This window comes from Pseudomonas sp. 14A, assembly GCF_018132745.1.
GTDB classification, from domain to species: Bacteria; Pseudomonadota; Gammaproteobacteria; order Pseudomonadales; family Pseudomonadaceae; genus Aquipseudomonas; species Aquipseudomonas mercuritolerans.
On record NZ_JAGRQJ010000001.1, the window covers coordinates 208,687 to 224,381 of the forward strand.

Here is a 15,695-nt window from a genome sequence, read left to right on the forward strand (position 1 = left end):
TTCACAGAAAGTAGAGCAAAACGATCCCCGTTGCAGCAACTATGACGATGTTCAGCGCCACCAGTCCGAAGGCGAAGCGGATCAGGCTGTTTTCTTCCTGGCGGTTGGCACCGGCAAGTCCGGTGATCAATGACAGGATCGACAGCGAGCCAAGTGCGCCATGGCCGGCGGCGCTGTTGACCATTGCCGCCAGCCACGCCCCGTGTTCGCTGCTCAGCGCGGCAATGGACGGCATCACCAGCGTGTTGCCGCCGACGTTGGAGCCGGTGACATAACCGGCAATCCCCGCCAGCAGGGCGACCGTCGGCGCCAGCGAAATACCCGACATGGATTGCAACGCGCTTTGCGCCTCGACGAGGAATCCGGCGTTGACCATCACCTGGGACAGCAGCAGGAACAGGAAGATTGTCGTGACCGGAAACTTCGCCCGGTTGAACAGCGCTTGCCACGGGAAACCCGCGCCCGCGGTTTGCCTGAACGCCATCAGCACGGTCACGATCAGCAGCGCCAGCCCTGGAGACGCCAGCGGCTTCCATGAAACGTGTTCGCCCCTGACAACCCACAGGCCATCCCAGCCCGACAGCACGAACAGTCCGCGCGACGCCACAATCACTCCCAGCAAGGCCAGATAAGGCCACGCGGCGCTCGGCCAGCGCACCAGTTTTTTCCGTTGCGCCCAGGAGATGCCCAGGCCAACGCAAGCCACGGCCAACCCGGCCAGCACACCGGAGACTTCCGGGCCGAGCCACAGGTTGACGCCAAACAGCACGGCAACGAACAGGGCCGTCACGACAAGCAGCCCCAGCCACGCTGTGATCCTGCGGATGCCGGCCTGCCACAAGGCCAGCGACGCCAGGCAGAGGAACACCGGCGCGCTGATCAGCGCCGAATGGCTACCGAGGGTTTGCGCCGGCAAATGCGCCAGCAAGGCACCGATCACCGTTGCCAGACCCAGTGTGCCCCACGGCATGATGACCATGCCGGCGAGGGCGATTTTCATCCCCGATTGGCGAGTGAAAAGCCCCATCAGCAGCGGCACCGTGGCGATCAGCGAAACGCCGAAGCCGGTCATCGCTTCCAGCAGCGGTGCCAGGCCCAGCACGATGAAAATCACCTGCGCGGGGGGTGTCCAGCCGAGTTCCTTGACCCACGCGCCGATGGCCTGTGGCGCGCCGCCGCGCTCGACCAGAATGACGAAGGCCAGCCCCGGGACGATGACGCACGCGGTGCTGAGAAACAGGATCGTGGTGTCCTGAAAAATCGCCGAGGAGATCGCCGCCGACACCGGCCCGGCAGCGCCCAGCGCCCACAGCACCAGCACCAGCACGACACCGGCCAGCGCCGCTTGTACCGGCGGACGCCGGAGGATCAGGATCAGCGCGATCACCAGCGCGATCGGTGACATTTGCAGCAAGAGAGAGCTCATAGCGGTTTCCTTGGCTTAATCGTGCGTCTGTCCGCTGTACTCGGTCGCCCGCATGGACGCGCGCTGGCAGAACGTCTGATACCACTCGCTCAGGCGAGCCTGCGCCGAGAAGTCCGAGAGTTGACGGAAAGCGATCCAGTCCAGGGCCGTCGCCAAGGCGATGTGGCCGACGGTGATCGGGCCAGTGAGGTCGACATGCTCTTCGATGAAGCGATACGCCTCCTTGAGTTTGTAAGCCTGGCCGTCCGCGTACGCCGGATAGCGCAAAGCCTCGGGGCGCCGCTCGACTTCCCAGCGCAGCTTGATGCCGACGTCGCACATGCCCTGCGCCAATGCCTGCAGGCGCAGCGCCTTGTAGCGCTCGGGGCCGCTTGCCGGGATGAATTTTCCACCACCGCTCAGGTCATCGAGGTATTCGCAAATCACGATTGAATCGAACAGTGCGCTGTCGTCCGGCAGCATCAGCACCGGCACTTTACCCAAAGGGTTGGCCTGGTAAATGGTCGCGTTCGGTGAAGTCGGGCTGGTCTCGTGATGTATCACCTCAAGGCTCGATGCGATGCCAAGTTCGTGAGCCAGCACCAGTACCTTGCGGGCGTACGGCGAATGCGTCTGATAGTAGAGTTTCATGCGCGAGTTCCTGTCTCAAGGATGGCGGTGGCGACTCGATGGGCGTCCATGAACAGCCGCGAAGGTGCGCCCGCCGAGGTGACGTAGTGGTTGTAATAACAGGAGCCTTCGGCGAGCGGCCCCAGCACCCAGATGTCACGCACCGCTTCGCCGCCGTTCGATTTGGGGTGGCAGGCCGCGTCGACATCGATGCCGTCGATGCCCGGCACATCGGTGCGCGGACGCACAAGGCCCAGGCGCGCGAGGTCGCGCACCGGCGCGCAGTCGCTGTGGGCGACGCCGCTGCTCTGGACGTAACCGGCGATTCGCTTGAAGTGCTCGATCGCGGGGCGTGAGCCAGGCTTGAGAAAGGTCAGCAAACCGGCATCACACAGCGCGAGCAGATCGGCGTGGCGCTCCTTCTGCGGGCCGGCGACCAGACGATTGATCGCCTTGTGCCAGCGGCCATAGAACTGCCGATGCGAATCTTCGGTGAGCCCGTCGAAATCCACCGCCTCACGCAGCCGGTCACGCAAGTCTCGCCATACTTCGATGGCGGCTTTGATCGGCGACGCGCCGCGTCCCAGGCGTGCTTCATGCAAGTCGGCTTCGAGGGTGTCGTAAATCCATGCGTGATAGTTGTAAGGCGTGACGCTGTCGGGCAGTGCGTGGCAGATCAGCTCCAGCGGATTGATTGCCCCGGCAATCGCTTCGAACTCGCGCAGCAAAGCTTCGCAGGCGACAACACCTGCTGGGCCGGCAACGCTGACGGTTCTGAGCTGCTCAAGCAACTGTTGTGGCGCTGAGGGTTTATGCAGGACGGCGACCGCAGCGGCACGCATTTCCAGCAGCATCAGCGGCAGAATGTCCCGTTCGAAATCCAGTCGGCGGTTGTGCGCGTTGACCCGCAACGACTCGATGCGCTCGCTCGTGAGCAGCACGGCGCTATGGCGGGGGCAGCCGATCAAGCCATTGGGACGCGTGCGAAACGGCAGCCCGTCCCGCGACTGGATGAAAATCACCGGCTCCCGACCCGAAGGCTGGTAAGTGTGACTGCCATCGGCCATGGGTTTGTAGATCCCGCCTCTGCCAGCCGTCAGCGCCGCCAGGGTGTCCATGGCGCCCAGGCCCAACCCTTCGATCAACACCGTTTCGCCTGGCTCGACGGTGGTGAGGCTGCCCGGCAACGGGTAAACGTTGTCGACCCGGTTCTGCCCCGCCAGGTGCAAGCGTCCGGTGTGGCCGACGGTCAGCACCAGACGATCCACCGTCACCGCAGCGCCGTCGGCGGTTTGCAGAACGTATTGCTGATTCTCGTTGCGCTCGACCGCCGTGACCTGATGCCGATGCAGATTGACGGTGACCCAGGCGGGTGCGGTCGCGAGGATCTGCGTGAAGGCGTCGGCCAGATAGGCGCCGAGCAGGTGCCGTGGCAGAAAATCCTCCGGCTCGACGTCGCGACCGTCGGCGGCGAGCAGGCCGCTGTCGGGGTCAACCTTGACGCGCCGGGCTCTGCACCACGCGAGAAAGTCCGGCCCTGGCCGTTCCCGGGCGTCGGTCAGATCACCGAACGCTGCTGCGTCGGGAAATACCCCGAGCTGACCGGCGACGGTGTTGAGCAACAGGTAGTCCGGTTGATCGGGCCAGTGCGCGCCGCTGCCGAGCACGTTGGGCTCGAAGATGTCGATGACCACCGGTTGTTGCGGGCGTTCCTCGGCGCGGCTCAACAGGCGCTCGAATACCGACAATCCGCGCGAACCGCAGCCGACCAGGCCGATGTGCACAGGCGCCTTCACCATCTGCGCTCCTCGCCAAAAAATGACGGGATGGCAATTGCCGTACCGGCCGCGACTGCAATGTCGTGGATCATTCGGCCAATTGCGAGATCGAGGATGCCCATGCCGAATGGCGAATAGATCAGCGGTTTGTCCTGGGCGACATGCAGGTCGCCGCGAATCAGCTGCGCCACTGTGCCGGTGACAAAGTCGCGATGGCCGTATTGCTGCTCGGCCAGATGCGGTGAGGTATTGGCCTTCAGGCAATGGGTGATGTCGTCGAAATAGTTGTAACTTTCCTCGATGATTTCGGCGCCGATATCCCGCAGCGAAATGTTCAGAACAATCTGCCCCGGGCGGAACGTGCCCTGGCCTTTTACGTACGGCTCGCCCGCGCTGGTGGCGAACACCACGATGTCGGCAGTCAGTGCGTCTTCGAGCGACAGCAGACGCACATCCGGCAGGCCCAGTTGTTCGCCAAATTCCGCGAGGGCTTGGGCCGACTCGGCGTTGAGATCATGAATGCCCACGCTATCGAAGGACCAGTCGTCGGCGACGAAAGTCTCGAGGATATTCCTAGAAATTACCCCGCCACCAATGATCGCAAGCTTCGGCGCGTGGCGGTTCTGACCATTCAGCCACCAGGCACCCAAAACTGCCGAGGCTGCCGTGCGCACGGCACTGATCAGCGCACCTTCGAGCAGCGCGTAGGGGTAACCGGTCTCGGGATCGTTGAGAATCAGCACCGCAGATGCGCGCGGAATGCCCGACTTGATGTTGTCGGGATAACTGGCAATCCACTTGATTCCGGAGACGGATTGATCGCCCTCGCTGTCGACGATGGCCGCCGGCAGCGCAATGATCCGGTTCGCCGGTTGCGCAGGGAAACGCAGAAAATAACTGTCGGGGTTAACGGTTTCGCCACGCTCGTGGGTCAGATAGGTCTGCGCCACCATGTCGATGGTTGCATGCCGCAGCCCGTTGAGGATGTCTTTGACGACAGCGCCGGGGATGACGTGGAACGGTTGGATCGGATTCTGTTTGGTCATGAGGTTTACGCCGAGAGTGCCAGAGCGATTTCAGGGAAAAGGGGCTGCAGTGCGGTTGCGCCGATCCGCTGGGTGACCCAGTCGTCGGAATAGATGGTTTCGAGATAGCGCTCACCCATGTCGGGGGAGATCGCCACCACGACATCGTCGGGCCGGATATGCGGCGCCCACTGGCGGATGCCGGCGAGCACAGTGCCGGTGGAGCCGCCGAAGAGCAGGCCGTAGCGTTGCGCCAGCCAACGGCAGACCTTGATCGTCTGTTCCTCGGGAATCGACAGGAAGTCGTGAATGCCCGACGACTCGAATATCTCTGGCAGACGGCTGGTGCCGAGCCCCGGAATATGGCGCGTGCCGCCCGGCAGTCCGAACGTCACCGAGCCGACGGTATCGACGGCAATGACTTTGGTGTGCGGATGATGTTCGGCAAAGTAGTTCTTGCAGCCCATCAGCGTGCCGGTGGTGCCAGCGCCGACGAACAGATAATCGACCTGGGGAAACTTGCGCGCGATGGACGTCGCAGTCGCTTGATAGTGAGCGAGGGGGTTGGTTGGGTTCTTGTACTGGTTGAGCCAGATGTAGTCGGCGTTATCAGCGACCAGTTGCTCGATCAGACGAATCCGCGAATTCAGATAACCGCCGTTCTCGTCGCGTTGATCGACCATGAGCATTTGCGCGCCCAGGGCGTGAATCAGCTTGCGGTTCGGCGCGGAAATATTCGGGTCGATCACGCAAACGAACTGGTAACCCTTGGCAGCGCAGACCATGGCCAGCGCAACGCCGAGATTGCCCGATGAGGATTCGATCAGGCGGGTCTTGTGGTTAATCAGTCCGCGAACTTCAAGATCAGTGATCAGCGCGTGCGCGGTCTTCAGTTTGATGGAGCCGGCGGGATTCAGTCCTTCGATTTTGAGCTGGATCGTTGCGCTGCAAAGATCGCCGATCTGCACATAACTGTCTTCATTGATGAGTTGCTTGATCATACGTCGTCCGTTTCGCTGTTTTGCCGGGCGCACGGGGGCGCCAGCATTCATCCTGGAATGTTTGAAAAGCAGTAACTGCAGTTCGCCTGTGGGTTGGGTTCAGATTTTTTTGCTGGACAGGAAGTGACCTTGCGGGCGACGCCGATCGATTCAAAAAATCAGGTTTTGCGCTCTGAGGGCTACAGAAACCCAGAGTGTTGCGGGGCGCAAAGTGGAGCCAGTCATTGGCTCGCCAAGGCTTGCGCAAAGTATTGGCGAAACGCCATCTGCGCGGAGAGATACAGATTTCGGGTTTTTTCCAGTACAGCTGGAATTGGGTGTATCGAAGGGAGAAGTGAGGAGGGGGATCAAATCGCAGGCATAAAAAAACCCTGAATCTTGCGATTCAGGGTTTTCGGTATTTGGTGCCCAGAGACGGAATCGAACCGCCGACACGGGGATTTTCAATCCCCTGCTCTACCGACTGAGCTATCTGGGCAACGGGGCGCATTAAAAGGGTTTTTCGGATTTACGTCAACGACTTTTTGAAAATTTCTTAAATTAATTCCGTCGCTTACGAAATCTGCGGGTTATTCGGCTGGCGGCACGTAGCCTTCGGCCTTGGCGTATTCCTCGCCGGAGAAGTACTTGTCCATTTCGCCCTGCAGGTATTTGCGATCTTCGGCGTTCATCATGTTCAGGCGCTTTTCGTTGATCAGCAGGGTCTGGTGTTTCTGCCAGTCGGCCCAGGCCTTGGCCGAGACGTGGTCGAAAATGTCCTGGCCCTTGGCACCCGGGAAAGGGGCGCGTTCCAGCGCGGGCAGTTCTTCTTTGTACTTGCGGCACATTACGGTGCGGGTCATGGCGATTCTCCTGCATTCAAGACGGCGGCCGCGCGTTCGAGCAAGGTCTTGACCGGGGCAGCAAGGCCCAGGCGCGGCGGGGTGGCGAGGTTATACCAGAGCCAGTCGGCCTCGGCCACGTGATGGCTGGCTTCCTGCACCTGAACCAGCCAGGGTTCGATGGACAACTGGAAATGGCTGAAGGTGTGAACCAGGCTCGGCAGCGCCTGCTGCTGGCCCATGGTCAGTGAGTGCTGATCGGCCAGATGTTGCAGATCCTCCAGGTCATCCAGTTCCGGCAGGCTCCACAAACCGCCCCACAGTCCCGTCGACGGGCGGCGGTAAAGCAGAATCGCGCCTTCACCGTTGGTGAGCATCGGCATCAGCGTGCGTTTCTGCGGGATGGCCTTGCGTGGCTTGGGAATCGGATAACGGGTTTCCAGGCCAAGCATGTGCGCTTCACAGCCACGCTTGAGCGGGCACAGCAGACAGCTCGGCTTGCTGCGCGTGCAGAGTGTCGCGCCAAGATCCATCATCGCCTGGGTGTAGGCGTTGACCCGATCGTGCGGGGTGAAGCGCTCGGCGTTGGCCCACAGCTGTTTGGCGACTTTCGGTTCGCCGGGGTAGCCCTCTTGCGCGGTGAAGCGCGCCAATACGCGTTTGACGTTGCCATCGAGGATCGGCGCGCGCAGGCCCATGCTGATGCTGGCGATTGCCCCGGCGGTGGACAGGCCGATGCCTGGCAGCTCGGTGAGTTTTTCCACGTCACGGGGGAATTCGCCAGCGTACTGGCTGACGACGATCTTCGCGGTCTTCTGCAGATTGCGTGCGCGAGTGTAGTAACCCAGCCCGGTCCACAGGTGCAGCACCTCGTCTTCCGGCGCCTCGGCCAACGCTTCGACCGTTGGCAGCGCCGCCATGAAACGCTCGAAATAGTTGAGCACGGTGCTGACCTGAGTCTGCTGCAACATGATCTCGGACACCCAGACCCGGTACGGGTTGATGTCCTGCTGCCATGGTAAGTCGTGGCGACCATGGCGGTCGAACCACTCCAGCACCGCCGTGGAAAACTGCTCCGCTGTCATCGCTTGAACAGCCCCTTCAATGCGTTTTTCAGTTCCGGGCTGACTTTGTCGCCCAGTTTCTCGTCGATCTTCTCGCTGAGCTTGTTGCCGGCCATCTTGCTGGCGACCTGACCGAGACGATCATTGTCGACGCGGCAGGCCTTGGCTCCCAGCTCCAGCGGGCCACGGCAGCGCAGTGGCCACTCGATGCCGACGAACTTCTCGCCGACCTGACAGGCCGGGTCGGGCATGGCGCTGGTGTCGCCCTCGACGATGATGCCGACGCGGTAATCCATGCCGAGCACGCGCAGGTCGATGTCGCCGTCACCGTTGACGGTCATGCCGGGGATGCGCACTTTCAGGTCTGGGTTGCTGGCGACGCCGTTGCGCACGGTCAGGTTGCCCTTGAGCTCCTCGAACGGCGTGTCCTTGCCCCGTGGCTCGCCGCTGAGGGACTTGCGATTGAGCGTGGCGATGCCTTTGCACAATTGCTGTTCAAGGTTGGCGTTGAGCAGCACACCGTTGTTGATGACGAAACTGGCGTTGCCGTTCAGCGTATCGATCAGCGCCTGTTGGCTGTTGCCGCTGCCAGTGAAGCTGCTGGTCAGCGTCACCAGGCCTTTGACCGGCGGGTTCTTGCCCTGGCTTTCGATGATTTTTTCCACCGGGACGCGATTGAGGCGGGTCTGCAGGTTCAGCACCGGCGCGCTTGGGCGCACGTCGAGTGTGCCGTTGGCGACGAAGCCGCCGTTGTACAGATCGCCGCTCAGGTTAGTCAGCGTCAGCAGGCCGCCCTGGCCAGTGGCTTTGAGCGCGGCGTTCTGTATCGGCAGTTTGTCGAGGGTCAGTTGGCCGAAAGTCAGGTCGGCATCGACGTCGAGTTTGGCCAGGCGTTCGACCGGCAGCAGACGCTCGGTGCTCCAGGCGGTTTTGCTCGGTTTGTCCGGCAGCGGCGTGGTGCCGGCCACAGCCCCGGCCTCGGTGCTGGCGACTTCGGCCTGACGTGTTTGCGTGGCGCTGTTGGCTTGGGCAGATTTCGGTGGCAGGTAGCGATCGGCGTTGAAAGTGTCGGCCTTGAGAATTGCGCGCAGCGATTGTTTGGCGAAGTCCTCGATGGCGATGCGACCGCTGAAGCTGCTGTCATCGAGTTTCAGGTTGATGTTGTCGAACGACAGGCTGGTCGGAGTGGCCGCAACGCGGCTGACCAGTTCGACCTTGCTCAGGCTGCCTTCGCCCATCGCCGGCAGTGTCTGGCCGATGCTGTCGACGAATTTCGCCAGATCGAACTGCGCAATGGAAATGCCGCCGCTGATCTGTGGCGTCTTGTCGAGGTCGTTGGCTTTCAGCTCGCCCAGGGCGCGCAACTGGTTGGCGGAAATCTTGATGCCGGTCCACTCGGCGACGTTCGCTGCCTTGTCCAGCAGCAACTGGCCCTGAGCAGAGAAGGTCATGGTCTTGCCTTGCAGCGGATCGCCAGCGAGTTCGCCAGTGAGTTTCAGGTCTTCAAACTTGTAGCGTTGCAGGGCGCGCTCGAAGCGCAGCTCACCGTTGAGCTCGGTGCGCACGCGCAGCACCGGTTGGTTGGTGCCAAGGAACGCGGTGGCTTTCACCGGGATATTGGTCGAGTCATGGACCGGGCCGGTGCTCAGCTGAATGCTTTCGGCGCTGAACTGCTTGCCGGTCAGCTCATCATTGTATTCAACGCGGGCGTTGTTGACGGTCAGGCTGTCGATGTCGAGGCGGATCGGTTGCGCCGGTTTTTCCACGGCGACAGTCGGCTCGCTGGCGGTCGCGCCCGCTGTGGCCGGTGGAGTCGAGCCCGGCGCCACAGGCACCTTGCCGATGTCTTCCCAGTTGCCGTGGCCGTTCTTGTCACGGTTCAGGCGCAGGTTGAGGCCTTCGACGCGCACGTCGCTCATCTGCACTTCGCGGCGCAACAACGGCAGCACGCGCACGGACAGGCCGAGCATCTGCAAGTCGGCAAACGGTTCGGCAGGTTTGGCCAGGGTAGCGACGCTGGCTTCGTGCAATTCCAGGCCGAGCCACGGGAACAGGCTCCAGCCGATATCGCCATTGAGCGTCAGCTCGATGTGGGCCTTGTCGCGGGCAATCTGGCGGATCTCGTCTTTATAGTCGTTGGGATCGAAGAGGTGGGTCAGGGCAAAGCCTGCCGCCACAATGATCAGCAACAGCCCGAGAAGTACCAGACCCAGGATTTTGCCGAACGCTTTCATGGGCGAGTCCTTGTAGTTAGTCGAATTGGTCATATGGCCGGGGAGTATAGCGCTGCCGGCACCCGGTTCGGTGTGGCGTCATCTGCCGAGGGTCGGCGGTGGCACCTGCAACTTCGCCACCGGGCCTGCGCTTGAGGATGCCCGGCGGGCGTCAGAGGGTGCAATTCGTCCCCCGCTTGCGACGCCATTTTTTGCGCTTGGTTCACCAGTCGTTCAGTCACGCCCAGTCGACGGGTAACTTTTCACACGCATAAATGGGACAAGTAGCAAACGGCGTGGTGCCTTTGCAGACGCGGGGTTGGCAGCTTCCCGAGTCGTACGAGAACAGATGACTTGAAAAAAGGTGATATCAGTTTGGTTTTTCTGTCACCTGAGAATGGTAACCTTCGCCAGTTCGTCCGCCCGTCTGCGACTTAACGTCGCGCCTTCAAGGAGCTTCACCTCAAAAAACGGTCATGCCTGCGTGCATAAGGCCGAGGGTGAGCAGTGGCTGGCGAACCATACTAACAATTGGGGGATACACAATGAGCACGAGCATCACGGCGGACGGCCTCAAGGCCGACCAGCCTGCGTTCCTGTCCAAGGAACGCATCATCGCCAAGCCCGGTTTCAACCGCTGGCTGGTTCCACCGGCCGCTTTGGCCATTCACCTGTGCATCGGCATGGCCTACGGCTTCTCGGTGTTCTGGTTGCCGCTGTCCAAGGCACTCGGCGTTAGCGCGCCGGTGGCTTGCGCGCCGGACATGAGCTTCATCGCACAGGTATTTTCGTCGAACTGCGACTGGCCGATCTCCATGCTCGGCTGGATCTACACGCTGTTCTTCATCTTCCTCGGCTGCTCGGCAGCGATCTGGGGTGGCTGGCTGGAACACGCCGGTCCGCGCAAGGCTGGCGTTGTTTCTGCGTTGTGCTGGTGCGGCGGTCTGCTGATTTCCGCGCTGGGTATCTATACCCATCAGATCTGGCTGATGTGGATCGGCTCCGGCGTGATCGGCGGTATCGGTCTGGGCCTGGGCTATATCTCGCCGGTGTCGACCCTGATCAAGTGGTTCCCGGACAAGCGCGGCATGGCGACCGGCATGGCGATCATGGGCTTCGGTGGCGGCGCGATGGTCGGTGCGCCGTTGGCGACTGCGCTGATGAGCCACTTCGCTTCGCCAGAAGGCGTGGGCGTATGGCAGAGCTTCGTGGCCATGGCGGCCATTTACTTCGTATTCATGATCGGTGGCGCACTGTCCTACCGCGTGCCGCCAACCGGCTGGAAACCTGAAGGCTGGACCGCTCCGGCGAAGAAAGCTTCGAACGCGATGATCACCAACCGTCACGTCCACGTGAACGTTGCGTGGAAAACTCCGCAATTCCGTCTGGTCTGGCTGGTGCTGTGCCTGAACGTGTCGGCGGGTATCGGTATCCTCGGCATGGCTTCGCCACTGTTGCAGGAAGTGTTCGGCGGCAAACTGCTGGGCGTCGATGTGCCGTTCGGCCAACTCGACGCTGGCCAACTGGCCTCGATCGCGGCGATCGCAGCGGGCTTCACCGGTCTGCTGAGCCTGTTCAATATCGGTGGCCGGTTCTTCTGGGCCTCGTTCTCGGACTACCTGGGCCGCAAGAACACCTACTTCGTGTTCTTCGCGCTGGGTTTTGCCTTGTACGCGCTGATTCCGAACATGGGCCATCTGGGCAACGTTGCGCTGTTCGTGGCGGCGTTCTGCATCATCCTGTCGATGTACGGCGGTGGTTTTGCCACCGTTCCGGCGTATCTGGCCGACCTGTTCGGTACGCAGATGGTCGGTGCGATCCACGGTCGTCTGCTGACTGCCTGGGCCGCTGCCGGTGTGCTCGGTCCGGTGCTGGTCAACTACCTGCGTGAATATCAGCTGAGCATCGGCGTGGAACGCGCTGCCGCTTACGACATCACCCTGTACATCCTCGCCGGCCTGCTGGTGCTGGGCTTCCTGTGCAACCTGATGGTGCGCCCGGTGGCCGACAAGTACTTCATGACCGACGCCGAACTGGCCGCCGAACAGGCGCTGGGCCACGACAAGGGTGCCGATGCCAGCACCGTTCTGGAGTGGAAAGCGGCGCCGGGCACCAAGCCTCTGGCGATCGCGGCATGGCTGGTGGTGGGTATTCCGTTGGCGTGGGGTGTGTGGGTGACCCTGCAGAAGACGGCGGTACTGTTTCACTAAGGTGTTAGCTAAATAAACACCGAACCTGTGGGAGCGAGCCTGCTCGCGAAGACGGAGCACCAGTTGACATCAATGTTGGCTGGCGTACCGCATTCGCGAGCAGGCTCGCTCCCACATTTGTTTTTGGCATGCCTGTTATGGCTTGTATGGACATGTCTACCCGCGACAACCGGGTGTTCTATCCGTCAGGCATCTCACCTCTCGTGTTTCTGTTTGCGCCTCACGTGCCTATAATGGCTGCCTTTTTCGCCCAATGATTTTGCGGAGCTGGTGATGGCCGAACGTAAGGCGTCTGTCGAGCGCGACACTCTGGAAACCCAGATCAAAGCCTCGATCAACCTTGATGGCACCGGAAAGGCCCGATTCGATATCGGTGTACCTTTTCTTGAGCACATGCTTGACCAGATCGCCCGTCACGGGTTGATCGACCTGGATATCGAATGCAAGGGCGATCTGCATATCGACGACCACCACACGGTGGAAGACGTCGGTATCACCCTCGGCCAGGCCTTCGCCAAAGCCATCGGCGACAAGAAAGGCATCCGTCGCTACGGCCATGCCTACGTGCCGCTCGATGAAGCGCTGTCGCGCGTGGTGATCGATTTCTCCGGTCGCCCGGGCCTGCAGATGCACGTGCCGTACACCCGCGCCACCGTCGGCGGTTTCGACGTTGACCTGTTCCAGGAATTCTTCCAGGGCTTCGTCAACCACGCGCTGGTCAGCGTGCACATCGACAACCTGCGCGGCACCAACACTCACCACCAGATCGAAACCGTGTTCAAGGCTTTCGGCCGCGCGCTGCGCATGGCCGTCGAGCTGGACGAGCGCATGGCCGGGCAAATGCCGTCGACCAAAGGCGTTCTGTAATGCAGACGGTTGCAGTTATCGACTACGGCATGGGCAATCTGCACTCGGTGGCCAAGGCGCTTGAGCACGTCGGCGCCGGCAAGGTGCTGATTACCAGCGATGCGAAGGTGATTCGCGAAGCCGACCGCGTGGTATTCCCGGGCGTTGGCGCGATTCGCGATTGCATGGCGGAGATCCGTCGCCTCGGCTTCGATTCGCTGGTCCGTGAGGTCAGCCAGGATCGACCGTTCCTCGGCATCTGTGTCGGCATGCAAGCCCTGCTCGATACCAGCGAAGAGAACGCCGGCGTCGACTGCATCGGCCTGTTCCCCGGCGCGGTGAAATTCTTCGGCAAGGATCTGCACGAAGACGGCGAGCACCTCAAAGTCCCGCACATGGGCTGGAACGAGGTGAAGCAGAAGATCAGTCACCCGCTCTGGCATGACATCCCGGATCTGGCGCGTTTCTACTTCGTGCACAGCTACTACATCGCCGCCGCCAATGCGCGTCAGGTGGTGGGCAGCGGTCATTACGGTGTCGATTTCGCCGCAGCGCTGGCCGACGGTTCGCGTTTCGCCGTGCAGTTCCACCCGGAGAAAAGCCATACCCACGGCCTGCAACTGCTGCAGAACTTCGCTGCGTGGGACGGTCGCTGGTAAATGGCTGTCAAGAAATCCAAACCGCCGATTCTGACCCTCACTCCCGAGCAGGAGAGCGAGGCCAGTCGCAAGATTCAGCGGTTCATGGAAGATCGTTTCGAATTGGACCTGGGTTCGTTCGAGGCGGCGGAAATTCTTGAGCTGTTTACCCGCGAGATTGCTCCGCACTATTACAACAGGGCGATTTTCGATGTGCAGACCCACCTCAAGGAACGGTTTGAAAGCATCGAAAGCGACCTGTGGGCGCTCGAAAAAAGCAGCTGAAAGCTACAAGCTTCAAGCTGCAAGAGTAAAACGAACACACGCATGCTTGCAGCTTGTGGCTTGCAGCTTGCAGCTCTTTTGACGAAGGAAAAAGCATGCTGATTATCCCCGCTATCGATCTCAAGGACGGTGCCTGCGTACGTCTGCGCCAGGGCCGCATGGAAGATTCCACGGTGTTCTCCGATGACCCGGTGAGCATGGCTGCCAAGTGGGTGGAGGGCGGTTGCCGTCGTCTGCATCTGGTCGACCTCAACGGCGCGTTCGAAGGCCAGCCGGTCAACGGCGAAGTGGTGACCGCGATCGCCAAGCGCTACCCGACCCTGCCGATCCAGATCGGTGGCGGCATCCGTTCGCTGGAAACCATTGAGCATTACGTCAAGGCCGGCGTCAGCTACGTGATCATCGGGACCAAAGCCGTAAAAGATCCGGCGTTCGTTGCTGAAGCCTGCCGTGCGTTTCCGGGCAAGATCATTGTCGGTCTGGATGCGAAAGACGGTTTCGTCGCCACCGACGGCTGGGCTGAGATCAGCACCGTGCAGGTCATTGACCTGGCCAAGCAGTTCGAAGCCGACGGCGTGTCCTCGATCGTTTATACCGACATCGCCAAAGACGGCATGATGCAGGGCTGCAACGTGCCGTTCACCGCTGCGCTGGCCGCTGCCACCAGGATTCCAGTGATCGCTTCCGGCGGCATCCATAACCTGGGTGACATCAAGTCGCTGCTCGACGCCAAGGCACCGGGCATCATCGGCGCGATCACGGGCCGCGCGATCTATGAGGGCACTTTGGATGTTGCAGAGGCTCAAGCTTTTTGTGATGGCTACGCGGCCAGATAAAAGCAGCTTCAAGTTGCAAGCTGCGAGCTGCAAGTTAGAAGCGCGACCGCAATCCGCCCTTTCTTGCAGCTTGAAGCTTGAAGCTTCTTAATCGGAGATTAAGTCTTATGGCGTTAGCCAAGCGCATCATCCCTTGCCTGGACGTGGACAACGGCCGGGTCGTCAAAGGTGTGAAGTTCGAGAACATCCGCGACGCCGGTGACCCGGTGGAAATCGCCCGTCGCTACGACGAGCAGGGCGCCGACGAGATTACCTTTCTCGACATCACCGCCAGCGTCGATGGCCGTGACACCACGCTGCATACCGTCGAGCGCATGGCCAGTCAGGTGTTCATCCCGCTGACCGTCGGCGGTGGCGTGCGTACCGTGCAGGACATCCGCAACCTGCTCAATGCAGGCGCGGACAAAGTGTCGATCAACACCGCTGCCGTGTTCAACCCGGAATTCGTTGGCGAAGCCGCGCAGCATTTCGGCTCGCAGTGCATCGTCGTTGCCATCGACGCCAAGAAAGTCTCCGGCCCCGGCGAAACCCCGCGCTGGGAAATCTTCACCCACGGCGGGCGCAAGCCGACCGGTCTCGATGCAGTCGAGTGGGCGAAGAAAATGGAAGGCCTCGGTGCCGGCGAGATCCTGCTGACCAGTATGGATCAGGACGGCATGAAAAACGGCTTCGACCTCGGCGTGACCCGCGCCATCAGCGACGCGCTGGGCATTCCGGTGATCGCTTCCGGTGGCGTCGGCAATTTGCAGCATCTGGCCGACGGCATTCTCGAAGGCCATGCCAGTGCGGTGCTGGCGGCAAGTATTTTCCACTTCGGCGAATACACCGTGCAGGAAGCCAAGGCCTACATGTCGCATCGCGGCATCGTCATGCGCTAAAGCGTACAGGCCAGTGGACAGCATGGCGCGCCCAAGGCACTCTTGGGCACGCCATGGATTCCGGT

Annotated in this window: 14 protein-coding genes, 1 tRNA gene and 1 pseudogene; 6 read left to right on the forward strand and 10 right to left on the reverse strand. The window is 61.3% G+C overall.

Features of this window, described 5'->3' with window-relative positions; genetic code table 11:
- Position 1: 1 nt before the first annotated feature.
- The 10 genes and pseudogenes from PS14A_RS00875 to PS14A_RS26545 all read right to left on the reverse strand — a co-directional run.
- Positions 2-1,426 (reverse strand): L-lactate permease, encoded by a 1,425-nt coding sequence (locus PS14A_RS00875; RefSeq protein WP_212615069.1) that lies wholly within the window; start codon positions 1,424-1,426, stop codon positions 2-4.
- Positions 1,427-1,441: 15 nt separating this feature from the next.
- Entirely contained in the window at positions 1,442-2,056 is a 615-nt protein-coding gene (locus PS14A_RS00880) for a glutathione S-transferase (RefSeq protein WP_130927692.1), read from the reverse strand.
- Complete coding sequence (locus tag PS14A_RS00885; RefSeq protein WP_212615070.1) at positions 2,053-3,834, reverse strand: FAD/NAD(P)-binding domain-containing protein; 1,782 nt, start codon at positions 3,832-3,834, stop codon at positions 2,053-2,055. The genes PS14A_RS00880 and PS14A_RS00885 overlap by 4 nt, the downstream gene beginning before the upstream one ends.
- The gene (gene sbnB / locus PS14A_RS26780) at positions 3,828-4,859 is read right to left on the reverse strand and encodes a 2,3-diaminopropionate biosynthesis protein SbnB (protein WP_349251710.1); all 1,032 of its coding nucleotides are present in this window, start codon (positions 4,857-4,859) and stop codon (positions 3,828-3,830) included. The genes PS14A_RS00885 and sbnB overlap by 7 nt, the downstream gene beginning before the upstream one ends.
- A gap of 5 nt (positions 4,860-4,864) precedes the next feature.
- On the reverse strand, positions 4,865-5,839 hold the full coding sequence (gene sbnA, locus PS14A_RS26785; RefSeq protein WP_349251711.1) for a 2,3-diaminopropionate biosynthesis protein SbnA: 975 nt from the start codon (positions 5,837-5,839) through the stop codon (positions 4,865-4,867).
- 402 nt (positions 5,840-6,241) lie between these two features.
- Positions 6,242-6,317, reverse strand: a tRNA-Phe gene (locus PS14A_RS00895).
- Between the two features lie 91 nt (positions 6,318-6,408).
- On the reverse strand, positions 6,409-6,681 hold the full coding sequence (locus tag PS14A_RS00900; protein WP_016772129.1) for an oxidative damage protection protein: 273 nt from the start codon (positions 6,679-6,681) through the stop codon (positions 6,409-6,411).
- Positions 6,678-7,745 carry an A/G-specific adenine glycosylase gene (gene mutY / locus PS14A_RS00905; RefSeq protein ID WP_212615071.1) on the reverse strand — a complete coding sequence of 356 codons (1,068 nt, stop codon included), beginning with the start codon at positions 7,743-7,745 and terminating at the stop codon, positions 6,678-6,680. Before mutY ends, PS14A_RS00900 begins: the two co-directional genes overlap by 4 nt.
- Positions 7,742-9,958, reverse strand: coding sequence for an AsmA family protein (locus PS14A_RS00910; RefSeq protein ID WP_212615072.1), 2,217 nt, complete (start codon positions 9,956-9,958; stop codon positions 7,742-7,744). The genes mutY and PS14A_RS00910 overlap by 4 nt, the downstream gene beginning before the upstream one ends.
- A gap of 78 nt (positions 9,959-10,036) precedes the next feature.
- Positions 10,037-10,251: pseudogene (locus tag PS14A_RS26545) on the reverse strand (acetyl-CoA sensor PanZ family protein); the annotation flags it as partial.
- Positions 10,252-10,482: 231 nt separating this feature from the next.
- On the opposite strand from PS14A_RS26545, the gene PS14A_RS00915 reads away from it, so the two are divergent.
- From PS14A_RS00915 to hisF, 6 genes are all read left to right on the forward strand, one after another.
- Positions 10,483-12,147 carry an OFA family MFS transporter gene (locus PS14A_RS00915; protein ID WP_212615073.1) on the forward strand — a complete coding sequence of 555 codons (1,665 nt, stop codon included), beginning with the start codon at positions 10,483-10,485 and terminating at the stop codon, positions 12,145-12,147.
- Between the two features lie 273 nt (positions 12,148-12,420).
- A complete protein-coding gene (gene hisB / locus PS14A_RS00920) occupies positions 12,421-13,014 on the forward strand; it encodes an imidazoleglycerol-phosphate dehydratase HisB (protein WP_016772125.1) in 594 nt (197 codons plus the stop codon).
- Positions 13,014-13,652, forward strand: a complete 639-nt coding sequence (hisH, locus tag PS14A_RS00925; protein ID WP_212615074.1) for an imidazole glycerol phosphate synthase subunit HisH — start codon at positions 13,014-13,016, stop codon at positions 13,650-13,652. Before hisB ends, hisH begins: the two co-directional genes overlap by 1 nt.
- Positions 13,653-13,916 carry a DUF2164 domain-containing protein gene (locus tag PS14A_RS00930; protein WP_212615075.1) on the forward strand — a complete coding sequence of 88 codons (264 nt, stop codon included), beginning with the start codon at positions 13,653-13,655 and terminating at the stop codon, positions 13,914-13,916.
- Positions 13,917-14,011: 95 nt separating this feature from the next.
- Positions 14,012-14,752, forward strand: coding sequence for a 1-(5-phosphoribosyl)-5-[(5-phosphoribosylamino)methylideneamino]imidazole-4-carboxamide isomerase (hisA, locus tag PS14A_RS00935; protein WP_039756586.1), 741 nt, complete (start codon positions 14,012-14,014; stop codon positions 14,750-14,752).
- A 107-nt stretch (positions 14,753-14,859) separates the two neighbouring features.
- Entirely contained in the window at positions 14,860-15,630 is a 771-nt protein-coding gene (gene hisF, locus PS14A_RS00940; protein WP_016772122.1) for an imidazole glycerol phosphate synthase subunit HisF, read from the forward strand.
- Positions 15,631-15,695 lie beyond the last annotated feature (65 nt).